Raw genomic sequence first — 22,832 nt, 5'->3', positions numbered from 1 at the left:
CATTGTCAACTCCGTCGCGAGGCGTGCGTCAGCGAGCCAGTTCTCTGGTGAAAAACAGCGTTTGCAGGGCAGGCAGAACCTGCGCGAGCGTGCGGTTGAAGCGGGCGGAATTCGCCACCTGCACGTACACGACGTCCTTCGGCTGCAGGTCGAATTTCGTCATCAGCATGATCGCGTCGACCTGCGTCATGTCGAGCCGGAAGATGCTCGGATCGAGCGACTTGTCCGCGCCGCGGATCACGTAGATGGAGCGCGGGTCGCCCGTTGCGATGTCGAGGCTGTTCGCGCCGGTGATCGCATCGGCGAGCGTGAGGCGGCCGCGGTTCATCGGCAGCGAGGTGGGCTTGCCGACTTCGCCGAGCACGAAGACGCGGCTGTTCGAGCGGTCCGGCACGTCGATGAAGTCGCCGTCCTTGAGAATCACGTTCTGGTTCGGGTCGCCCGTTTCGAGCAGTGCGGCGACGTCGATGGTGTAGCGCTTGCCGTCGCGCGTCACGCCGACGTTCTGCAGATCGGCGTCGGCCAGCGCGCCGCCCGCGCGGTTGATTGCGTCGAGCACGCTGAGGGGCTGGTCGGTCAGCGCTTCCGGGGTCGGCGCGCGCACGTTGCCCGTGACCTGGATCGACTGGCTGTTGAAGCCGGCCACGCGCACGTCGACCTGCGGATCGCGGATCGTCTTGGCCAGCCCCTTTGCGATGAGACGCTGGATTTCCTGTGCAGTCATGTTCGGCGTGCCGGGCATGCTCGCAACCTTGACGCGTCCGACGCGCGGGAAAAAGATGGTGCCGTCGTTCGCGACCCGCACGACCAGGCCGCTATCGGCGCCGCCCGCCGACGCGCCGCCTGTCGCCGGCGCGGCGCTGGGTGCGGTGCTGCCCGTCATGGGCACGCCGTTCGGGCCGGTGCCCGTGTTGCCTTGCAGGGTCGGCAAGGGGGCGGTGCCGCCCGCGGCGAGCGGACTGCCCGTCAGTTCCGGATGGTCCCAGACGATGATCGCGAGCTGGTCGCCGATGCCGACGCGGTATTCGGGAGGGTGGCTGCGCAGTGTCGGCGTGAGACACGTCAGCTGGCACACCGACGGCACGGCCGCCGCGCGCTGCTCCTGAAACCATGACACATCGATGGGCCGCACCGCGTAGGTCGGCGCGGACATGGTGGCCTGCTGCGTCTGGTCGAGACGCTTGGTGTCGAGATACGGCCCCGGCGCTATCGAACACGCACATAGCGCTGTCGTCGCCAGCAAGGCGAGCAGTCTTTTGATATTCATGGTCTCTGGTCCTTTGTGTGACAAAAATGCGCCGGATGTTCTCAGCGCATGGCCTCCTGCCAGGCTCCGCGCATCGCGCGCAAGCCGACCCGCCATTTGCGAAGCGCGAGCGTTATACCGTCACCGTTGATCGCCAGCAGCAGCGCGCGCACAAGCCCCGGATCTGCGCGACTGCCGAACAGCGTCGAATAGGTGACGAACGCCCACCTGCCAGGAGTCGACAGGTGCTCGCACATGATGAGACGAAGGTTGAATGACGCGTTGTAGAACGCCGCGTCGTTGAACACATGACGCTGGTCTTCGTCGCTGCGCTGCGCCGGATAATGATCGACGAGCAGCGTCGGGTCGTAGACCAGCGTCCAGCCCCGACGCCCCACGTCGAGACTGAATGCCAGTTCGCAATGCACCTGCGCGCCGCTGCCGCGCAGTCTTTCGTCGAAACGCAGCGTGCCGACGGCATCGCTGCGAAACGCCATATTCACGCCCTTCAGCACATCGACTTCACGCGGTCCCCCGTGGCCGATGTGGTGATTGCCGATCAGGCGTCCATACCAGCGCACGAGTCCCACGATGGGCTTTTGCCCCTGCAGGATGCCGCCGCCCTGATGCACGATGTCGCGCCCGCCCAGGCCGCCGAGCGCCGCATCTTGTTCGAACGCGCGCGCGATGCGGGCGATCCAGTCGGGATGCGGCGCGGCGTCGTCGTCGGTGAAACAGATGACGTCGCCCGTGGCCGTCTCGATGCCTCGGTTATAAGCAGCGACCACGCCGGGCCGGCCAACCAGCGCGATGCGCAGTTGTGCATCGGGCCGCAGCGCCGAACGTTGCGTGAGCCAGTCGATCGTCGGACGGTCGTCGTTGCGCGCGATCACGATCACCTCGTCGGCGCGCCGCTGCTGTGCATCGAGTGCCTCGATGCAACGCGCGAGATCGACGGTTCGCCGGTAGGTCGGCACGATCACGGAAACTTTCACGAACATTCCCCGAAAACCAGCTCAATATGCGTTGCGGCCGACAAAGCCCTTGAAGATCGTGATCAGCACGATCCTCATGTCGAAGCAGAACGACCAGTTGTGGATATAGAACAGATCGAACTTCACCCGCGTTTCCATCTTTTCGACTTTCGTCGTGGTGCCGCGGTATCCGTTCACCTGTGCCCAGCCCGTGATGCCCGGCTTGATGCGATAGCGATACATGTAGCCGTACACGAGATCCTTGTAGAGGTCGTCGTGTTCGACGGCATGCGGCCGCGGACCGACCACCGACATCTGTCCGAGCAGCACGTTGAAGAACTGCGGCAGCTCGTCGAGACTCGTGCGTCGGATGAACGCGCCGACTTTCGTCACACGCGCATCGACGCGCGCGGCGGGCGTCACCTTGCCGTGTTCTTCGCGGTGCACGGTCATCGAGCGGAACTTGTAGATGCGAAACGGCTGCCCGTCGATGCCCTTGCGCTCCTGCGTGAAGAACACGGGCCCCGGCGAGCTGAGCTTGATCGCCACGGCCAGCGCGGCGAACACGGGCGACAGCGCAACCAGTGCGACAAGCGCGAACAGCCGGTCGAAGATCAGCTTCGGCCACATCTGCACGGGCGAAATCGGCGTGGCGTTCAGACTGATCGTCGAAAGACCGATCACGTCGACGATCGCGTGGTTGAACAGCGAGAGGCTGCGCACGTCGGGAATGAAACGCAGGTTCACGAAGTCGTGCTGGAACGCGCGCTTGAAGCGGTAAATGGTGTGCTCTTCCGACAGCGGCAGCGCCAGCCACACTTCGTTGATGTGTTCTTCGCGCACCTTCGCGGCAAACGCCTCGATGTCCGTGAGCACGGGAAAGCGGCCCACGCGCGCCTCTTGCGGCTCGTCGAAGGTCTCGGACAACTCCGCATGCGTGTCGAACAGGCACACCGGCTTGAAGCCCGCCTGCGGCTCGCGTTCGAGATGGGCGAGCAGCATGCGCGAGAAGCCCGGCGCGCCGACGATCGCCACCGTACGGAAGTTGAGCCCGCGACGGCGCGCGCTGCGCAGCGCGAGATGCGCGGCGAGCTTGGTCGAGACGATCAGGACACCCGAGATCAGCGTCGAGTAGCCGAACCACAGGCGCGACACGGCGTCCATCCGGTGCAGCGTGAACGACATCACGAGTCCCGTCGCGACGACGACGAGCCACGCCGTCGTCACGCGCCCGAGCATGTCGGACAACGATTTGCCGCGCCACGTCTGATAGACCCCGAAGCCGGGGAACAGCAGCAGCACGAGCACGCAGTTGAAGGCGATCAGCAACCGTTCGTTGTCCGCGAGTTCCTGGCCGTTCGGAAAGCGCATCCAGTGAGCGATCAGAGCGCCCGCAATCACGAAGATCGCGTCGAGGCAACGCGCAACGTTCTTGAACATGATGGAGCCTTAGCTCACGCGGTTTCCGTTTGTTGCAGACGCGGCAGAAGACGGTCGAACTCGCGTTTCACGAGGCCGTAGCATTCGCAGGCGCGGGCTTCGAGACCTTTGCGGTCCAGCACGCGGATATGGCCGCGGCTGTGATGAATGAGGCCGTCGTTGTGCAGCTTGCCTGCCGCTTCCGTGATGCCTTCGCGGCGCACGCCGAGCATGTCGGCGATCAGCTGTTGCGTGACGGACAGATCATCCGACGCGACGCGGTCGACTTCGATCAGCAGCCAGCGGCACAGTTGCTTGTTCAACGAATGATGACGGTTGCAGGCGGCCGTCTGCGCGACCTGCGTGAGCAGCGCGTGCATGTAGAGCAGCATCAGGCGGCGCAGGAAGTCCGAACGCGCGAATTGCTGGCGCAGCGCCTGGGCCGACATGCGGTACGCGAAGCCGGAGCATTGCACCTGCACGCGGTTCGGCATGGTTTCGCCGCCCGTGAGGACGGGCACGCCCGTCATGCCTTCGCGGCCGACTGCGGCGATCTCGACCGAGCCGCCGTCTTCCATCGTCGACAGCATCGAGATGATCGCCGTGGTCGGAAAGTAGACGTGATGGATCCGTTGGCCCGAATCGCACAGCAGCTGTTCCGTGCGCAGATGAACGAGTTCGAGGTGAGGAGCAAGAGCCTGCCACTCATGGGAGGGCAGTGCGCCGAGCAAATGATTGCCGTGCAGGTCGGATTGAAGCGTAAGCATGATCGGTCCTCGCATGAAGTCGTGCACTGCACGACCCCCTTATTTTTTAACCCGGCGCTGCGCCTTCTATGTCTTGCCGCGTGGCTCGCGGCAAAAAGCGTACAGACCGGCCCCGTCAAACCAGCGTGGATGCGCTTGTTCAAGTTCTCTCATCCACGGTGGCTATCGCTGCGGCGGTTATTTAGCGAGGACTGTGCCAATCGGCCGCAAAATGAGTGCTGGTGCGGCGCAGCGTCGCGCGCCCATTTACACAACACGGCAAAACGACTGATTTTGTTTCAAATATGCACAACGCGATTTTTCAGACTATTCGAGAAACAATATGAAGAACCATTATCCAAGTGGTTGATTTTGTGCGGATCACGATTTTCTGCCCATGTGCCCGAAACCCTGAAACACGCCGAAAACCCCTTTCAACGATTGATTTTGCGATGTGCACGTTTTGATTCAGATGTGTTCCATCGCTTTGGTGTGCTGCCGCACGGAGTATCGGTTTTTGTCGAAGCCGAGTTAATCGCCGCGAGAATGTGTCGGACGAAAGCCAACGCCCGCCCCATAAGTGTTTGCGCGGGGCAGGCGTTGGTCTTATGAATAAACCGGAGTCGGAATCGCGCGAGACGAAAACGTTTAGCGGTAATAGACCGTTGCGGTCGAATTGATCGCGCGAACTTCGCCGTCGGGTGTCCGGTTTGTATCAACCGCGCGCAACGGGATCAGCGGCACGGTCACGGGACGGCCGGGCGCGAGATGGAACCAGTCGCGCTGCGCGCGGAAGTGCGCATCGGCGATATGGACGTAGCGCGCGAACCGCCGTGTCTCGATCACGAGCTGCCAGCCGTCCGGCGTCGCTTCGGGCCGCGCGCTGAGGCCGAGATCGTGGCGCTCCACTGCGCTGCGCTCCGGCAGGTGAAAAGCCTCGGACAGCACGGCGCCGCTCGCGGCGTCGCGCAGCGTCGCGATGGTCACGTCATGCGCGCGCGGACCGAAGCGGTACGCGTACGTGAAGTCGAAGAACTGGCCGAGCACGTCGGCGGCGGCAAGGCGCCGGACGCTGCGCGCCGCCAGCTCGACGGGCTGGGCCGCCTGCGCGACACTCACGGCGCCGTCGCGCAGGCAAAGAATCTCGAGCTGCGCGTTCAGCGTCCCGTCTGTCTCATTGATGAGATGCACGTCGAGGCCGTTCAGTCCTTCGTCGGTGATCACGGCCTGCACGGGCTGCAGCACGCCCGCGAGCGCGTGCCACGCGCTCTTTGGCCGTCCCGTCGCGTCGATCACGCCCCAGCCCGCGCCAGCGCGCAGATCCTGCATCTGCCAGACGATGCCGCCGCCGCACGGCGAGCCGGCGCGCCGCCATTCGGCGAACACGTCGGTGAACAGTTCGGCGACGACGGCGCGCGACAACGCCAGATAGCGCGGCGGATCCTCGTAGCGCAGCCGCGCCGGCTCGATGCCGTAGAGCGTGCGCAGGTAGTGGTCGCGCACGTCGTCGAAGTCCCAGCCCGCGCCGGGATCGCGCGGCACGGCGCGTTTCCAGCGCGGATCGTGCGCGTGGATCGTGCCCAGCGCGTCGTGCAGCGTCGCGTCGTCGGGGACGTTGGCGAACGCAAGGCACTCCGCGGCGAAGCGCACCTGCGAGCGGCGCACGTCGTCGAGCGGTCGCTGATACGCGCCCACGCCGTAGTAGTGCGTGACGCCCGTGCGCGTCGAGAAGGGCCATGCGCTGCCCGTCGGCGAATGCGCGACGTACGGCACGTCAGGCCGTTCGCGCGCGACGACGGCGGGCAGCTTTTCGGTGAAGAGCGGCTGCGCGCGCAGCGCGGGCGGCAAGCCGAACATGGCCGCCTGCTGGTCGATTTCGCTGCCGCCGCACAGCACGGCAAGCGACGCGGCATGGCGCGTTCGCGCGAGAAACTGTTCGGCTTCGCGCGTCACCGTCGCGGCGAAGGCGTCGTCGTTCGGGTAGTCGAAGTTGGCGAACGGGAAGTCCTGCCAGATCAGGATGCCGTATTCGTCGGCGAGCTGATAGAAGGCGTCGGATTCGAGCACCATCGTGCCGCCCACGCGCAACATGTTCATTCCTGCATCACGCGCGAGCGCGAACGCGTGGGCGAGCTGCTCGCGCGTGCCGCCGAGGCTCACGAGATCGGCACTCGTCCAGCATGCGCCGCGGCAGAACACGGGCACGCCGTTGACGTTCAGCGCGAAGCCTTCGCCGTCGTCGCCATGCGTGACGTCGAGCGTGCGGAAGCCGACCTTGCCCAGTTCGATGCGCGTCCCGTCGATTTCGACGGCGAGCGCGTGCAGCGCCGGTGTGCCGTGCGTATGCGGCCACCACCTCGATACCTTCGGAATGCGCAGCGAGCCCGTCAGCGTGCGTTTTGACGCGTCTGGCGACGTGTTTGCCGGCGCCGCGTCGTCTGCCTGCTGCAGCGGCGCTTCCACGCCGGCGCACAGCAGCGCCGCGCGCGCATGGGCCGGCTGCGGATGCACGAACGTGAGCGCCAGCGTGACGGTGCCGTCGTCGCCGTCGAGCCGTGTACGGATATCGACGCGATCGATTGCGAGCGGCGCATCGCCGAGCCGTTCGATCGGGCGCCACGGGCCGACGGGCTGCACCTGCGGACACCAGCCCGGCATATAGCCGAGCACGGTGGTGCGCACGTTGCGCAGGGTCGGCGGCGTGACGAGGCGCGGCCGCCAGCGCGCCCGCGAGCGTCGCGCTTCGAGTGCGGGCGTAAGCGAGCGGAAGCACAGCGTGAGCAGCGCGTCGCCGTGCAGTTCGAACGTGAGATCGTGCGCGACGAACATCGAATCCGAGTTCAGCAGACGCGCGTCGTCGAGCCAGACTTCGGCGAGCGTCGCGAGCCCGTGCAGGCGCAGACGCTGCACGCCGTCGCCCGTGACGGGCAGGCGATACCAGTGGTCGTCGAACGCGAAAGCAGGTGCATGCTCGATGTCGAGCCTGCCTGCCACGCGCCAGGCCGACGCGATCGTGCCCGGCACCTCGGCGGGCAGCCAGCCGCTTGCGGGCAGTCCGGCGGGTGTCGCGCAGGCGCCCGGCTTCGTCGTCACGCACTGCCAGCCCGCCGTGATCGGCTCGGGCCAGCAGGATGCGTGGGGTACGTCGGCAGCGGTTGCGGGACCGTCCAATGGCGCGGATGCAGATGAAGCGCTCGCGCACTCGGACGCGAGTCCTGGGAGATCGTTGGGCAGGGTGCGCACGGCGTGTTCCGTTGAAGCGGCGGACGTGCCCGTCGATGGGCACGTCGCCGCGCAGGCCGTTTTCTGGCCGTTAGAGGATCAGCGAAGCGAGGGGCGGGATGGTCTGCTCATAGGCGTCTTCGAGCACGTCGAAGCAGTCGTCGCAGGTATCGCGGCGCTGTCGCGCCATGGCCCGCACGAGCCGGAACTGCATGACCATCGCTTCCGAGGCGATCTTCTGCGCGGAAGCGGCAAGCGTCCCGGGCAACTCGAAACCCTGCGCCGACAGCCAGACCAGATACTTCGACAGGAACTCGAAATTCGCGCCGAGCTGCCGCATCAGGTTGAACGAGTACGGATGGAAGAACGGCTCGCCGCGTTCGAGCAGCGTGTCCAGATGCGCGGGAAACGCCTTGCGCCATTCGCCGATGGGATTGCGCAACGGCCGGCGCATCAGATGCGCGCGCAACAGATCCGCCGATGCCTCCGCGAGCGCGGTGCCTTCCAGCGCGGGCCGCACCTGTTTCGCGAATTCGACATACGGAAACAGATACTCGGGCTGTCCGGCGAACTGCGGCAGCTTGCGGAACACGCCGTCGTAGTCTTCGCCGCCCAGCGTGTGATAGCCCGTGTTGTGGAAGTAGCCGAGCTGCCTCGCCGCCGGGTCGATGTGATCGATGCCGACCGTCGTCTTCGGATGCTCGCGGCGATACGACGTGGCGCGCGTATTCGGCAGATAAAAGCCGTCCACTTCGACGAGCACCGTATGGCCGCGCTGCGTCTGCGCGAACACGCGGTCTTCGAGCGAATCGTAGATGGCCAGTTCCTGCACCTGCGTGCCGTACAGGCGTTCGATGTCTTCGAGCGGAAACTTGAAGAAGGTGAACTGGTCGCCTTCGAAGTCCTGGGTCACCGTGAACGCGAACGCGGCGCGCGGATCGAGGCCGAAGCCGTGCAGCAGCTCGATCCACAGGTCGATGTAGCAGTTGGTTTCCTGCCACACGCGGTCGCCCTGATGCAGCGCATGCGGAGCGTGCTGGCGCATGGGCGGCGGTTCGGACGCGTTCGCCTCGCCGCTCGCCTCGACGGTCGACAGCACGGACGTGACGGGTGGATTCATGCGCCGGCTCCTGCAAGACCGTGCGCGATGCGTGCCTTCGTGTCGCCCCACAGCAGCGCGCGGACGTCGTCGGGCCATGTGTTCACGTCGAGACCGTGATGACGGAACAGGGCGAGCGTGATGCGCTCCATGCCGAAACCGACGCAGCCCGTATGCGCGACGGAACCGTCTGCACATTCGATCTTCCAGATGCCGCCGAAATGATCCATGTGATAGTTGAACGACAGGCAGGCCGTCTTGCTGTCGGGATTCGCGACGGGAATCAGCAGCTCGAATTTCAACGCCTGCGCGCGCTGGCTGTCCGCGACGATCTTGCCGCCGCGTCCGAAGAACGGATCGTTCGCGAGATCGACGTCGACGGGCAGTTGCAGCAGTGATACCAGCAGCGAGCCGCGTTCGATCCACATCTGCCGGAACGCCATCACCTGTTCGGGGTCGCCGAGGCGCACGTATTCGCGCTGGCGGAACATCTGCATGCGCGCGGGATCGAGCGACGGCTCATGCCTGAAGCAATACGACAGCACGTCGATCGTGCGGCCGTTCGCGGGCAGCGGTCCGCGCCGCGCCATCACGGGATAGATCGGATAGCACGCGGCCGGCGTGAGCACGACGCGCGTCGGCGCCTGCTGCGACATCCATTCGGTGTCGCGGTCGTCGTCGCTGCGTTGCATCGCGTCGTCGAGACAGCGCAACAGGCGATGCTGCCCGGCCTCGTTGCCGCAGAACGAGTGAATCGTGCCTGCAAGGTCCGGGAAGTTCTTCAGATATTCGCTGTCTTCGAAGTCGGTGCGGCGCATCGCGGGCGGAAAGCGCAGCACTTCGGGATCCTGGTCGGCGCCGAGGTACGTGATCGCCGCATTCAGACGATCGACGACATCCTCGAATACCTGGCTGCGGCCATACAGGCCGTTTTCGCCCGTGTCGATCAGAATGCCTTTTTCCAGCAGGCGGTCGCGCAGCGTCGGGTCCGCGCCCACGGTGCCGGCATCGGCGGCATCGGCTGCGGCGAGGGCAGCCGTTTCGGTCATCGTGTTCATGTCAGGCTCTCCCCGGTGCGGCGGGACGCTGCGCGAGCAGCAGGCTCGCCGTGTTCATCGCGATCCGGTCGTTGTTGATCATCAGCGGCGCGGAATGCAGGTCGCGCAAATGCCGGCCGACGCTGTACTCGGTGCCGTTCTTGTAGCCCGCCATGCCGCAGATCAGCAGCACTTCCTGCACGACCTGCAGCGCCGTCATCGAAATGCTGGTCTTCAGCGTATTCATGTCGGACGCGAAGCTGAGCATGGCGGAGAGCGGCGCATCCGCCTGGCAGGTGCCGAGTTTCGCCTGATGCGCGGCGCGCGCGGCGTCGAGCGCAATTGCAAGACGTGCCTGCATCATCTGCAGCAGGCCGACGGCTTCGGCGAGACGCACGCCCGAGGGCGGCACGAAGCCCGGCTTGCCGCGCGCCTGGGCGCGGAAGAAGGCCTTCGCGCGATTCACCGCGTCGGCGGCAATGCCCGTCCACACGGCGGCCCACAGCGTATGCGAGACGGGCAGCATGGTCTGGTCGGCGATCTGCGCGAACGGCGTCGGCAGAATCTGCACGGCGAGACCCGTCGCGACGAGACGGAAGCCCTCGCTGCAGGTTCCGCGCATGCCCATCGAGTCCCAGCCGCCGCGCTTTTCCAGCTGCGTCTGGTCGCGCAGCGCGACGATCATCACCTGGTCCGAAGCGGCCGATTCCGCCGTGCGGCGCGCCGTCACGAGAATGCCGTCGGCATGCGCGCCATACGAAATGGTCGGCGCGAGCTTCTCGATACGGAACAGGTCACCGTCGATTTCGACGGCGCAGGCGCTCGTGCGCATGTTGCCGCCGATCGTTTCTTCAGATGTAGCCGACGCCAGCAGCCATTGGTTTTCGACGAGCTGGCCCAGCAGATCGCGATGCCACGCGACCTCGCTGCCGTGCTCTTCGATACACGCGACCTGGATCTGGTGCATCGCGTAGATCATCGCCGTCGACGCGCAGCCTTGCGCCAGGATCTCGCAGATAGCGGCGACATCCGCGAGCGACAGGCCCGCGCCGCCGAAGCGCGCGGGCACCATCGTCGAGAGCAGGCGTTCGCGCCGGATCGCGTCGAATGCTTCGACGGGAAAACGCGCTTGCTGGTCGACGCTGTCCGCATGTTGTGCGGCGATCTGCGCGACCCGCAGCGCGGCGGCGCGCCAGCCGGGTTCGGGTTCGATCGCGGTCAGGGGCGCCGTTTCCACGGCGCCGGGCGCCGCGCCGGCCGCCTGCATGAGCGGCGCGTTCATGCTGCCGCCTTTGCCTGCTGCAGTTCGGTGACGGCGGCCGCGAGCGAATCGATGCTCGAGAACAGGCGGCGCGTGAGCATCCGGTCCGGAATCTCGATGCCGAACTCGTCTTCGATCGCGAGCATCAGGTGCACGGTCGCGAGCGACGACAGTCCCGCCGCGTAAAGGTCTGCGTCGTCGGCAAGCGTGTCGGGCGGCACATCGAGCCGTGCCGATTCGGAAAGAATGCGTCGCAGTGCTGTTTTCATGGAAAGCGGCCCCCTCGTTGAGCTGTCACATAAGCGGTCACGTCATTGGATCCCCATGCACGGCCGCCGCTCTGGGCACTTCAGCCGCAGGCGGAGCCGGTCGGGTCCGGAGCGCGCATCGCGTTCCGGTTGTTCGCATTTAACGGATTGCGATGCTAGAGCGTCAGTGCGATTCCGCACGGAAACAGACCGGTCGCGGACGTAACGTGTCGCCATGTCAATGAAGCAGTCGCGGCTCACGAACTGTGCGGGGAGTGGTGATGAACTGGAAAACACTGGAATTCGAGCAGCTGACCGCGCGAGAGATCTATCTGATCCTGCGGGCGCGGAGCGCTGTGTTCGTCGTCGAACAGTCGCGCGTCTATCTCGATGCGGACGGACACGATGAACGGGCGCTGCATGTCTTCGCCGTCGAGGACATGTCGCGGCCGATGCCGGTGATGGCCTACGCACGCGTGCAGCCCGGCGATCTCGAAGATCCCGAAGTAGTGATCGACAAGGTGCTGACGAGCCCCGCACGGCGCGGCGACGGCACGGCGGAGATGCTGATCGAGCGGGTGCTGAAGGCGGTCGCGGAGCGCTGGCCGGGGCGCGTCGTGCGTGTGACGGCGCCCGTCGGACTGAAGAGCTTTTACGAGCAGTTCGGATTTCGCAAGACGGAAGGGCCGTACCTCGAATACGGCGTGCCGTTCATCGGTCTCACGCGTCACCAGCGCGGCGCCCAGGCGCTCGCGGGCGGCGCTCGCCGCGAGCGCGACGGACTCGCAGCGGTGAATACATACGAATTACTTTGACGGCGCATCGCGGCGCGACCTCAGCGCCGCGATCGACCGCTGACGGCCCGTTGTCCGCCACTCACCGTGCGCGGCAACGGGCAGCCAGTTATTTAGCGTGGCTGTTCTTGCCGGGGGCAAGTGCATGTTGAGTACACCATCGTCGCTATTGCCGTCACGGGACGCGCCTGCCGCGCGGCCGGACGACGCTCGCGCCGACGCAGCCGGCACGCCGCCGGGCTTGCGCCGGCCGCTGCGCATGCCGCTCGCACTGTTCGGCATCACGCTGCTGCTGATCATCGCGCATCAGGGGCGGCTCGTCGAAGTGTTCTATCCGATCGGCGCGCTCTATGTCGCGTTCTATTTCTACCGGCGTTCACCCGCGCATTACATCGGCTTCGTATGCTGGCTGTTCTTTCTTTCGCCCGAAGTGCGCCGCCTCGCGGACTTCATGAGCGGCTCGTTCAATCCGAAGAGCACGGTGATGATCGCGCCGATGCTCGCGGTCGCGCTGTCCGGCTTCTCGCTGATCACGCACGTCAGCGCGCTCGGCCAGCGCCGCTCCGCGCCGCTCGTGATGATCATCCTCGCGCTGTTCTATTCGTTCGTCGTCGGCATGGCGCAGGTCGGGCCGGCCGCCGCGCTGTACACGCTCGTCAACTGGCTCTTTCCCGTGCTGATCGGCTTCCGCCTCGTGGTCACGTGGCAGGACTATCCCGCCTATCACCGCGTCCTGTTGAAGACCTGCGTGTACGGCGGTCTCGTGATGGGCGTCTATGGCGTGATCCAGTACGTGCAGCCGCAACCATGGGATGTGTTCTGGCTGCTGCAGTCGCAGATGGAATCGGAAGGTCACCCCGTGCCGTTCGGGCTGCGCGTGATGAGTACGATGAATTCGTCGGGACCGTTCGCCGTGACCATCATGTACGTGCTGCTGATGTCGCTGGCGGCGGGCGGACGTCTGCGTATCCTGATGTGCGTGTTCGCGATTCCGGCGCTGATGTTCACGTCGGTGCGCAGCGGCTGGGGCGGTCTCGCGCTCGGTCTCGTGTATCCCCTCGCGATGCTCGACGGCAAGAGCCGTCTGCGGCTGGTCGGCGCGGTGGTCGCGATCGCCGCGCTGTGCGCGCCCGTGATGATGATCGATCAGGTGTCGGAGAACGTGCTCAAGCGCTTCAACACCGTGCAGGACATCGGCAACGACAACAGCTATCAGGTGCGCGCGCAGTTCTACAAGGAGTTCCTGTCCGTGGCGCTCACCGATATCGCGGGGCAGGGCCTCGGCACGACGGGTCTCGGCACCAAGCTCTCCGACGACGACACCACGCAGCTGAGCGTCGTGTTCGACAGCGGATTGATGGAGGTGCCGTTCGTGATGGGCTGGCCGGGCACGCTGCTGTACGCGAGCGGTATCGCGATCCTGATGTGGCGGGCGTTTCTTGCGAGCCGATTGCGGCCGCACGACCGCTTCGCGATCTGCGGCGTCGGCGTGGCGATCGCGATCTTCGCGATGATGGTGTTCGTCAACACGCTCACGGCGACGTCCGGGATGTTCTTCTTCATCGGCGTGCTGATGCCCGTGATCGGGCTGCGCTACGCCCGCGAAGCGCCGCGTCTTGCGGCGGAGCGCGCGGCGGCGAAGGCACGCGAGCCCGAGCCGGCGGGCATGGCCATCGCGCGCGCGAAGGACGCAGCGATGGCGTCCGCCAACGCCACGAGGGGACCGGCATGAACGGCAAACGCATGCGGATCCTGATCGTCACGCATGTCGTCGCGAAGAACGACGGCCAGGGGCGCGTCAACTACGAAATCGTGCGCGCCGCGTTGGCGGCGGGCCATACGGTCACGCTGCTGGCTTCGCGCGCGGCGCAGGAACTGCTGGAGCATCCGGGCGTGCGCTTCGTTCGCATCGAAGCGGGCCGACTGCCCACGCGTCTGCTGCAATACCAGCAGTTCGCATGGAAGAGCGGCATGTGGATCCGCGCGCACCGCGACGAGTTCGACATCGTGCATGTGAACGGCTTCATCGCGTGGGCGCGCGCCGACGTCAACACCGTGCATTTCGTGCACGACGGCTGGTATCGCTGCGGTTTCTATCCGTTCCGCTTCTTTCGCAACCTGTACCACGCGTATCAGGTGAGCTATACGCGTCTGAATGCGCATCTGGAGAAGTGGGCGTTCCAGCACACCGACGTGGTCGTGCCCGTGTCGGAGAAAGTGCGCGGCGAAGTGCGCGCGCTCGGCATCGATGCGGCACGTCTGCAGGTCATTCACAACGGCGTCGATATCGACGAGTTCGCGCCGGGCGTAGCGCAGCGCGAGCGTTTCGGTTTGCCGCAGGCGCCGTTTCTGCTGCTGTTCGCGGGCGATCTGCGGGTCGCGCGCAAGAATCTCGACACGGCGCTGCGTGCGCTCGCGCTGACGCCGCCGCATGTGCATCTGGTGGTGGCGGGGATCCTGCGCAACAGTCCGTATCCCGCGCTGGCCGCGTCGCTCGGGCTCGCGGAGCGCGTGCATTTCACGGATCTGGTGAAGGACATGCCCGCGCTGATGCGTTCCGTCGATGCGTTCGTGTTTCCTTCGCGCTACGAAGCGATGAGCCTCGTGCTGCTCGAAGCGCTCGCGGCCGCGCTGCCTGTCGTGACGGTGCAGACGGCGGGCGGCGCCGAGGTGATTCCACCCGAGTGCGGCATCGTGCTCGATCATCCCGACGACGCGCACGGTCTCGCGGACGCGATCGGACGACTGGCGAGCGACGGCGAGCGCGCGCGCAAGATGGGGCAGGCGGCGCGCGAACTCGCGGCGACGCTGGGCTGGCAGACGATGGCGCAACGCTACCTGTCGCTGTACGAGCAGGTCCGTGTGCGCCGCGCCATCGCCGCGAACCCGGCCGCGCATGCGCCGATGTCGGTCGAATCATGAGTGCGGGCATGAGCGATTCGATCGATTCGTTGCAAATCGGCATGCACTGGTTCGGCGAGCGGCCGGGCGGCCTGGACCGCATGTTCATGGCGCTCGTCAAGTCGCTGCCGGCGCAGGGCGTCAACGTGCGCGGACTGGTCGCGGGCAGTGCGAACGTGATCGAGGCGTCGGACGGCGCGGTGCAGGCGTTCGCGACCGCGCAGTCGCGGCTCGGCACGCGGCTGCTCGGTGCGCGCATGCATTCGAACCGGCTGCGGCGTGCGCGCATGCCCGATGTCGTCGCGACGCATTTCGCGCTCTATACCGCGCCGACCGCAGGCGTGTTCCACAGCGTGCCGCGCGTCGTGCACTTTCACGGGCCGTGGGCCGCCGAGTCGGGTTCGGAAGGGCGCGGGCGCATTTCGCGCGCGCTGCGCCATTCGCTCGAACGCTTCGTGTATCGCGGCGGCACGCGTCATATCGTGCTGTCGCACGCGTTCGGCCAGATCCTGCATCAGGACTACGGCGTGCGCGAAGACCGCATCCGCGTGGTGCCGGGCTGCGTCGACGTAGCGCGTTTCGATACGGGCCTCTCGAAGCGCGAAGCGCGCGAGCGGCTTGGACTGCCGCAGGACCGGCCGACCCTGTTTTGCGTGCGGCGTCTCGTATCGCGCATGGGGCTCGAAGATCTGATCGACGCGATGTTCGTCGTGAAGGCTGCCGTGCCCGATGTGCTGATGACGATCGCGGGCAAGGGGCCGCTCGAACAGCAGTTGCGCGCGCGTATCTCCGCACGCGGACTCGACAACCATGTGCAGCTCGCGGGCTTCGTGCCCGACGACGAACTGCCGCTCTGGTTTGGCTCCGCCGATGTGACCGTGGTGCCGACCGTCGCACTCGAAGGCTTCGGCCTCACGACGATCGAATCGCTTGCGGCGGGCACGCCCGTGCTGGTGACGCCCGTGGGTGGCTTGCCGGAAGCCGTGGCGCCGCTGTCGCCCGATCTGGTGCTCCCCTCGGGCGGCTTTCATGCGATCGGCAGCGGCATCGCCGACGCGCTGCGCGGCGAGCGCGTGCTGCCCGACGCCGATGCGTGCCGCACGTATGCACGCATGAACTTCGATCATCCCGTGGTGGCGGCGCAGGTTGCGCGCGTCTATCGCGAGGCGATCGATGTGTTCTGAGCGCGCAGACCGGCCATGACACCCGCGGGCCGCCGGACTTTCGAATGGCTCGTCTGCGGCGGCGTGCTGTCGCTGCCCGTGATCGCGCTGCTGCTCGCGCTCGGTTCCGGCAGCCCGCCGATCCACGCGGCCGTGACGTCCGAAGCGTCTTCGCATGAGACAGCCGCGGTACCTGCGCCGGCGTCGGACACGCTGCCCGCCGTCGCGCATCCCTCGCTGTCGTATCGCAATTCGTGGGTCGGCAACACCTGGGGCTATGCGAACGAGCGCTGGGTGCAGGGCGACGTGCAGGCGCTCGCGGTGACGCCCGAAGGCGATGTGTTCACCAACGCGCCGTGGGACGAAGGCGGCGGCGAGATCGGCCACTTTCGCGACGGCCAGCTGATCCGCTACGGCGGCGGCTCGCACGGCTGGGGGATGCTGGGCGGCGATGCCATCGCCGTCAACGACGACTATGTGTTCGCCGCGCAGATCGTCGTGAGCCTCGGCGACGAGATGGCCGCGCAGAAGCATCTGCCGAAGAAGGGCGTGGTGTGGTACGGCGTGTCGCGCCGCAGCCGCGCCGACATCCGCAAGGGCGTGCCGTTCGACGGCCAGGCGGACTGGCCGGGCAGCCCCGTGACGTTCCGCACCGTGACGACGGGCTCGGACAACGACGACGACGCGATCCGCGGACTTGCGGCCGATGCGAACCGGCTGTTCGTGTCGAACGTGCGCGACAACCGCATCGACATCTTCGATACGCATTCGATGCAGCCTGCCGGCAGCTTCTCCGTGCGCGGGCCGGGCCGCCTCGCGCTCGCGCCCGACGGCTCGTTGTGGATCATGGAGCGCAGCCGCACAGACGCCGTGGCGCGCGTCGTCCACCATGCGCGCAATGGCCCGGTGCTCGGTACGCTCGAGCTACCCGCGGACACGGTGCCGGCAGACCTCACGCTCGATGCGCGCGGTCGTCTGCTGATCGCCGATAACGGTCCGCGCCAGCAAATCCTGATTTTCACGGCTTCGCAGCGCGCGCCCGCCTACACGGAGCAAGGCACCGGCAGCGCGCCGAAGTCGAGCCCTTTCAGTCACGAGGACGTGCCCATGCAGCTGTCGGCAACGCTTGGCGAAGCACACGGCATCTATGCCGGCCGGGCCGGTGCGCCCGGCCCGCTGCGCTTCAACGGGCTGACGGGCGTGGGCGTCGATCGCGCGGGGAACGTCTACGTGTCGATGAACGGCGCGGGGCCGCGCGGATTCGACGGCGGTCCGGGCAATACCGATGGCGCCGTGATCGAGAGCTATACGCCCGATGGCAAGCGCCGTTTCAGCCTGCAAGGACTGCTGTTCGTCGATGGCGCGCAGTTCGTCGACGGCCAGCCGCCCTCCGTGTATAGCGGCACGAAGCGCTTCGCGCTGGATCTGTCGCGTCCCACGGGCGAGGAGTGGAGCTATGCGGGTTATACGGCCGACCGCTTCCGCTATCCGTACGACCCCTATCTGAACCTGAAACAAGGGCAGCGCGGCACGCCCCTCGTGCGCGATATCGACGGCCACCGGCTGTTGTACACGATCGACATGAACGCGACGTACCTGCGTATCTATCGCTTCGAGGCGGACCGCGAGACGGCGATTCCGTCGGGGCTGTTCGCCAATTCGCACATCGACGGCGCATGGCCGCGCAACCAGCCGGCGCGCGGCGAATGGATCTGGCGCGACACGGCGGGCAAGGGCCGCTTCGCGCCGTCCGACTTCAGCCAGAGCACGACGCAGACGGACGGGCCGCCCGTCGTCGGCTGGTGGGTCGACAGCCGCGGCGACATCTGGCAGGCCGCCGCGCAGCAGGGCTTGCGCCGTTTCCCGCTGCAGGGTTTCGACGCGACGGGCAACCCGGTGTACCGCTACGCGGCCATGCAGCGCTACGCGCCGCCCGCGCAGTTCAACCGGATCGCGCGCATCAGCTATTTCCCCGACAGCGACACGATGTACGTCAGCGGCTCGACGCCGCAGCGGCCATACCTCGACTTCAACTGGCGCGGTGCGGGCTCGATGCTCGCGCGCTACGACCACTGGAACAGCGGCCATCCCGTGCTGCGCTACACGATCGACCTGCCCGATCAGGGTCCCGCCGATCCGCAGTCGCTCAGCGGCTTTGCCGTCGCGGGCGATTACATCTTCGGGGTCGAGACCCGCACGGGCGTCGTGCGCGTCTACGACCGCGACACGGGCAAGGACGCCGGGCGTCTCGCGCCCGGTCCGGAAACGGGCGAGGCGAGCGGCCTGATCGACGTGACGATGCCCGTCACGGCGCACCGGCTCGCGACGGGCGAATACCTCGTGTTGGTCGAAGAGGACTGGCACGGCAAGGCGATGATGTACCGCTTCACGCCGCCGGCGCGCGCCGTCGAGGCGGCCGCGCTGCCATCGGAACGAGTACGCGCTGATCACCACGACACCCCATGAAAATCGTCCATCTCGCCAACCACGTGCGCAAGACCGGCAACGGCATCGTCAACATGATGGTGGACCTCGCATGCACGCAGGCGGCAGCCGGTCATGACGTGACGGTGGCGTCGTCGGGCGGCGCCTTCGAGCCGCTGCTCGCGCAGCATGGCGTGAAGCATGTGACGCTGGCGCAGTCGCGCAAGCCGTGGCGCGCGCCGTCGATGATGCTCGGCTTCAACCGTCTCATCGCGCGCTGCGATCCCGACATCGTGCACGCGCACATGATGACGGGCGCGCTGCTCGGCCGCTTCGCCACGATCAGGCGGCGCTACGCGCTCATCACGACCGTGCACAACGAATTCCAGAAGAGCGCGTCGCTGATGCGCGTCGGCGATCGCGTGGTGGCCGTCAGCAAGGCCGTGGCCGCGTCGATGGCGAAGCGCGGCGTGCGCGGCGAACGGCTCTGCGTGGTGCGCAACGGCACGATCGGCACGCCGCGTCTCGCGCCCGAGGCAATGCCGGTGTCGCCCGCGCTGTCACGGCCGAGCATCGTCACGGTGGCGGGCATGTACGAACGCAAGGGCATCCAGGACCTGCTGCGCGCGTTCGCGCAGGTGCGCGAGCGGCTGCCGGGCGCGGCGCTGTATCTCGTCGGCGACGGTCCGGACCGCGCGGCGATGGAAGCGCTCGCGCACGAACTCGGCATAGCGGAGCATGCGCACTTCACGGGCTTCGTCGCGAATCCGCGCGCGCATCTGGCCGAAGCCGACGTGTTCGTGCTCGCGTCGCATCGCGAGCCGGGCGGCCTCGTGCTGTGCGAAGCGCGTGAAGCGGGCTGCGCGATCGTCGCGACGCAAGTGGACGGCAACCCGGAAATGCTCGACGACGGCGAAGCGGGCCTGCTGGTGCCGCCCGCCAGTCCCGCCGCGCTCGCCGCCGCACTCGAGCGGCTGCTCACCGACGAGGCAGGGCGCGCGGCCTGGCGCGCGCGGGCCCGCCGCAATCTCGACACGTTCGGCGTGCAGCACGTCTGCGATGCCTACCTGTCGATCTACGAACGCACGCTCGACGAGGTCCAGCCGCGCGGCCGCGCGCGCTCGACGGACGCGCGCGTGCCGTCGCCCGATGGAGTGATGCGATGAATGCCGTGCCGAAACCCGTCGAATCCGCACGCCTGGATGCGCGTGTCGACCCATCCGCGACGCCCGCGTTCGCCGTCTGCATCACGACGATGAACCGCACGGCGACGCTCGCCGCGTGTCTCGACAATCTCGCGTCCGGCACGCCGCGCGCCGCCTGTATCGTGGTCAGCGACGACTCGCCCGATCCCACCGTGCGCGCGGCGAATGCGGCCGTGGTCGCGCAGCATCCGGGCGTGGTGTGGCTCGAAGGTCCGCGGCGCGGCGTCTGCGCGAATCGCAACAACGCGGTGCGCTATTGCCTCGCGCATGCGCCGCAGTGCCGCTACGTATCGTTCGTCGACGACGACGTGCAGATCGCCCACGACTTTTTCTCGGTGGCCCGCGCGAGGCTCGATGCGCTACCGCTCGAACGGCGGCAACGCGTGATGCTGACGGGTGGGTCGTCGAGCGGCGCGGCGCAGCCCGAATGCCATCCCGTGCGGCTGTCGTTCGCCGGCTATTTCATGGCAGCCGACGAGCCGCAATGCGTGAACATCCACGCGGCCGTTTTTCCGCTGGCGCTGTTCAGCACGGACAGCTGGGACGAGAACATTTTCTTCGGCGTCGAAGATGCGGAACTGTCGCTGCGCGCGCTGAAGAAGGGCTATTCGATCGAACTGGTGCCCGCGCTGCGTGCCGTCGACACGATGCCGGGCACGGGCGTGATCGACAACGCATCGCGCGGCGCGCGCGGCATCTCGGTGTACCGGCAGCATTGCGAAGCGGCGCGTCTGTATGTCGGCGTGAAGCGTTATCGGGTCATCGATCCGAGCCTCGTGAAGTACGTGGCGTTCATCACCACCTACTTCGCGCATCTGACGCTGTATCTCGCGAAGCGCCGTGCGCTGTCGTCACTCGTGCCGATCGTGCGGATGTCGAACGTGCGGCGCGCGGCGACGCTGCCGCGATAACCGCGATCACGGACTTTTTCTTCACGCTATTTCGAGAGCCGGCCACGCGATGAACATCCTGTTCACCATCCATCACACCCTGAGCCGCAACGCGGGCGCACCGGGGGTCACGCTGAAGCTCGCGCAGGCGCTGCGCGAGCGCGGCCACGAAGTGGTCATCTATTCGCACGACAACGTGAAGGGCATCGGCGGGCGGGCGCGCACGATGCTGTTTCCGTGGTTCGTGCTGTTCCATGTGATCGCGCATCCGCAATACGATGTGCTCGACATGTCGGCGGGCGACGGCTGGCTGGTCAACCTGTTGCGGCGCGCGTTCGGCTGGCGGCGCCGGCAGTTGTCCGTGACGCGCAGCCACGGGATGGAGCCGGTGGTGCACGAGGTGTTTCTCGAAGGCTGGCGCACGGGCAACGTCGAGAAGACGTGGAAGTACCACATCTATCACGGCGGGCTGCGGCTGTGGGAATGCACGAAGTCGTTCAAATGGGCCGACGTCGCGATGTTGCTGAACGATACCGAATGCGAATTCGCCGTCACGCGGCTGGGATTTCGCGAGCAGCAGGTCGTGCAGATCGGCAACGGCATCGACGAGACGTTCACGTCGATCGCTCAGGAAGCGCTGAAGGATGACGCCGCTGAAACGGACACGCCGTTGCACCTCGCGTTCATCGGCCGTGCGAACTACTGGAAGGGCATCGAGACGCTGACGCAAACCATTCCGATGCTGTTCGCGCGGCATCCGCACGTGACGCTGTCGCTGTTCGGCACGGGCGAGCCGGCCGAACGCACGCTCGCGCGTTTTCCGGAGCGCCTGCACGCGCGCATCAAGGCCGTGCCGACCTATCAGAACGAGCGGTTGCCCGAGATGCTCGCGGGCTGCCACATTCTCGCGTTTCCGTCGATTTACGAAGGCTTTCCGCTCTCGCCGCTCGAAGCGATGGCGTGCGGACTCGTGCCCGTGGTGACGGACATCGGCGGCTTGCGTGCGTTCGTACGCGACGGCGACAACGGCGTGATCGTGCCGCCGGGCGATGCGGCCGCGCTCGATGCCGCATTGCAGGCACTGCTCGACGATCCCGTGCGCTGGACGGCACTGCGTCGCCGGGCGCGCGAGACGGCGCTCGAATATTCGTGGGCGCGGATCGCGGACCACTTCGAACGGTTGTATGTGTCGCGCCTGCACCGCGGCTTCACGCCTGTTGCCGCGTGACGCGTGTCGATGGGTGCAGTGCTGCCCGGCGAATGAATGGGTTTCTGGAGAACGCGATGGATCGTGTAAGCGGACATACCTTTTTTCCGCGCTTTATCAGGCGTGACAGCACGGTGGTCGATCTGGGCGCGAACGTCGGCACGTTCTCGCGGCTGATGTCGGAGAAGTACGGCTGCGTGTGCTACGCGGTCGAGCCGAATCCCGACTGCTTCGCGCGGCTCGGCAACATGGCGCGCGTGAAGCCGTTCAATCTCGCCATCGCCGATCGCGACGGCACGATGAGCTTCTACGTCGCGGCGAATTCCGAAGCGTCGTCGTTCGTGCGCACGGGCGACGACGATCGCGAGATCCAGGTGCCGACCTCGCGGCTCGATGTGTTCGCCGAGCGGCAGGGCATCGGCGCGATCGATCTGCTGAAGATCGACATCGAAGGCGCCGAAGTGCCGTTGCTCGACTCGCTGCCGGATGCGTTCCTGCGCGGCATCGGCCAGATCGCGATCGAATTCCACGACTTCTGCGGGCTCGTCGAGCGCAAGGAAGTGGTGCGGCTCGAACAGCGGCTCGAAGCGCTCGGCTTCCGCTCGATCAATTTTTCGAAGGAATCGCACGGTCACGAGGATCATCTGTTCGTGAACCAGGCACGCTGTCCCGTCGGCTTCGTCGAGTATGCGACGACGCGCTATGTGACGAAGTATCTGCTGGGCGCCGTGCGGATCGTCGGGCGGTTGAAGCGCGGCAAGCGCAAGGCGGCGATGTTGCCGGCGTGAGGTGTGTCAATGCGCTTGCAATGACTTGCAATGACGCGGAGAGGGCGAACAAAGAGGCGGGCGGCGAGCCCGCCTTTTTTATGGGTGCGCCCGGCAGGGCGCACTTACCTGGAGGTGAAAGTCCTCTACCCACCCGGCAAGGGGAAGGGTTAGCTGAACGGCAAGGGTGTCGCGGGCGACCGCGAATCTGGAGGAAGCCGAAGGCAAA

19 protein-coding genes are annotated in these 22,832 nt (G+C 66.5%); 10 read left to right on the top strand and 9 right to left on the bottom strand.

Annotated elements, in window-relative coordinates:
• Nucleotides 1–28: 28 nt before the first annotated feature.
• Genes G3N95_RS29780 through G3N95_RS29765 form a run of 4 tightly spaced genes read right to left on the bottom strand, consistent with a single transcriptional unit; the run spans nt 29 to nt 4,406 of the window.
• Entirely contained in the window at nt 29–1,267 is a 1,239-nt protein-coding gene (locus G3N95_RS29780; protein ID WP_205973684.1) for a polysaccharide biosynthesis/export family protein, read from the bottom strand.
• 41 nt (nt 1,268–1,308) lie between these two features.
• Entirely contained in the window at nt 1,309–2,247 is a 939-nt protein-coding gene (locus G3N95_RS29775; RefSeq protein WP_205973683.1) for a glycosyltransferase, read from the bottom strand.
• 15 nt (nt 2,248–2,262) lie between these two features.
• A complete protein-coding gene (locus tag G3N95_RS29770; protein WP_205973682.1) occupies nt 2,263–3,660 on the bottom strand; it encodes an undecaprenyl-phosphate glucose phosphotransferase in 1,398 nt (465 codons plus the stop codon).
• Nucleotides 3,661–3,674: 14 nt separating this feature from the next.
• The gene (locus G3N95_RS29765) at nt 3,675–4,406 is read right to left on the bottom strand and encodes a Crp/Fnr family transcriptional regulator (RefSeq protein ID WP_205973681.1); all 732 of its coding nucleotides are present in this window, start codon (nt 4,404–4,406) and stop codon (nt 3,675–3,677) included.
• Between G3N95_RS29765 and G3N95_RS29760 the strand changes: the two genes are divergently transcribed.
• The gene (locus G3N95_RS29760; RefSeq protein ID WP_205973680.1) at nt 4,371–4,997 is read left to right on the top strand and encodes a hypothetical protein; all 627 of its coding nucleotides are present in this window, start codon (nt 4,371–4,373) and stop codon (nt 4,995–4,997) included. The genes G3N95_RS29765 and G3N95_RS29760 overlap by 36 nt on opposite strands.
• A gap of 36 nt (nt 4,998–5,033) precedes the next feature.
• On the opposite strand, the gene G3N95_RS29755 is transcribed toward G3N95_RS29760, so the two are convergent.
• From G3N95_RS29755 to G3N95_RS29735, 5 genes are all read right to left on the bottom strand, one after another.
• A complete protein-coding gene (locus tag G3N95_RS29755; RefSeq protein WP_241019037.1) occupies nt 5,034–7,556 on the bottom strand; it encodes a glycoside hydrolase family 2 protein in 2,523 nt (840 codons plus the stop codon).
• Between the two features lie 142 nt (nt 7,557–7,698).
• Nucleotides 7,699–8,652 (bottom strand): DUF1839 family protein, encoded by a 954-nt coding sequence (locus tag G3N95_RS29750; RefSeq protein ID WP_241019036.1) that lies wholly within the window; start codon nt 8,650–8,652, stop codon nt 7,699–7,701.
• Nucleotides 8,653–8,723: 71 nt separating this feature from the next.
• Nucleotides 8,724–9,764, bottom strand: a complete 1,041-nt coding sequence (locus tag G3N95_RS29745) for an amino acid--[acyl-carrier-protein] ligase (protein ID WP_205973677.1) — start codon at nt 9,762–9,764, stop codon at nt 8,724–8,726.
• Between the two features lies 1 nt (nt 9,765).
• Nucleotides 9,766–11,025: an acyl-CoA dehydrogenase family protein gene (locus tag G3N95_RS29740; RefSeq protein WP_205973676.1), complete on the bottom strand. Its 1,260-nt coding sequence runs from the start codon at nt 11,023–11,025 to the stop codon at nt 9,766–9,768.
• Complete coding sequence (locus G3N95_RS29735; protein ID WP_205973675.1) at nt 11,022–11,273, bottom strand: acyl carrier protein; 252 nt, start codon at nt 11,271–11,273, stop codon at nt 11,022–11,024. The genes G3N95_RS29740 and G3N95_RS29735 overlap by 4 nt, the downstream gene beginning before the upstream one ends.
• 260 nt (nt 11,274–11,533) lie before the next feature.
• Between G3N95_RS29735 and G3N95_RS29730 the strand changes: the two genes are divergently transcribed.
• The 9 genes from G3N95_RS29730 to G3N95_RS29690 all read left to right on the top strand — a co-directional run bounded on the left by G3N95_RS29730 (nt 11,534) and on the right by G3N95_RS29690 (nt 22,624).
• A complete protein-coding gene (locus tag G3N95_RS29730) occupies nt 11,534–12,067 on the top strand; it encodes a GNAT family N-acetyltransferase (protein ID WP_205973674.1) in 534 nt (177 codons plus the stop codon).
• Between the two features lie 124 nt (nt 12,068–12,191).
• Entirely contained in the window at nt 12,192–13,778 is a 1,587-nt protein-coding gene (locus G3N95_RS29725; RefSeq protein WP_205973673.1) for a hypothetical protein, read from the top strand.
• Nucleotides 13,779–13,789: 11 nt separating this feature from the next.
• The gene (locus tag G3N95_RS29720) at nt 13,790–14,968 is read left to right on the top strand and encodes a glycosyltransferase family 4 protein (RefSeq protein ID WP_205973803.1); all 1,179 of its coding nucleotides are present in this window, start codon (nt 13,790–13,792) and stop codon (nt 14,966–14,968) included.
• Between the two features lie 8 nt (nt 14,969–14,976).
• Nucleotides 14,977–16,131 (top strand): glycosyltransferase family 4 protein, encoded by a 1,155-nt coding sequence (locus G3N95_RS29715; protein ID WP_205973672.1) that lies wholly within the window; start codon nt 14,977–14,979, stop codon nt 16,129–16,131.
• Nucleotides 16,132–16,146: 15 nt separating this feature from the next.
• On the top strand, nt 16,147–18,576 hold the full coding sequence (locus G3N95_RS29710; protein ID WP_205973671.1) for a hypothetical protein: 2,430 nt from the start codon (nt 16,147–16,149) through the stop codon (nt 18,574–18,576).
• Nucleotides 18,573–19,700, top strand: coding sequence for a glycosyltransferase family 4 protein (locus G3N95_RS29705; protein WP_205973670.1), 1,128 nt, complete (start codon nt 18,573–18,575; stop codon nt 19,698–19,700). The genes G3N95_RS29710 and G3N95_RS29705 overlap by 4 nt, the downstream gene beginning before the upstream one ends.
• Entirely contained in the window at nt 19,697–20,650 is a 954-nt protein-coding gene (locus G3N95_RS29700) for a glycosyltransferase (RefSeq protein WP_205973669.1), read from the top strand. The genes G3N95_RS29705 and G3N95_RS29700 overlap by 4 nt, the downstream gene beginning before the upstream one ends.
• Nucleotides 20,651–20,699: 49 nt before the next feature.
• Nucleotides 20,700–21,857 carry a glycosyltransferase family 4 protein gene (locus G3N95_RS29695; protein WP_205973668.1) on the top strand — a complete coding sequence of 386 codons (1,158 nt, stop codon included), beginning with the start codon at nt 20,700–20,702 and terminating at the stop codon, nt 21,855–21,857.
• A 56-nt stretch (nt 21,858–21,913) separates the two neighbouring features.
• Nucleotides 21,914–22,624 (top strand): FkbM family methyltransferase, encoded by a 711-nt coding sequence (locus tag G3N95_RS29690; protein WP_205973667.1) that lies wholly within the window; start codon nt 21,914–21,916, stop codon nt 22,622–22,624.
• Nucleotides 22,625–22,832 lie beyond the last annotated feature (208 nt).

The organism is Paraburkholderia sp. Tr-20389 (assembly GCF_017104565.1).
In the GTDB taxonomy this organism is placed as follows: Bacteria; Pseudomonadota; Gammaproteobacteria; order Burkholderiales; family Burkholderiaceae; genus Paraburkholderia.
This window is presented reverse-complemented; position numbering and strand designations above follow the sequence as displayed.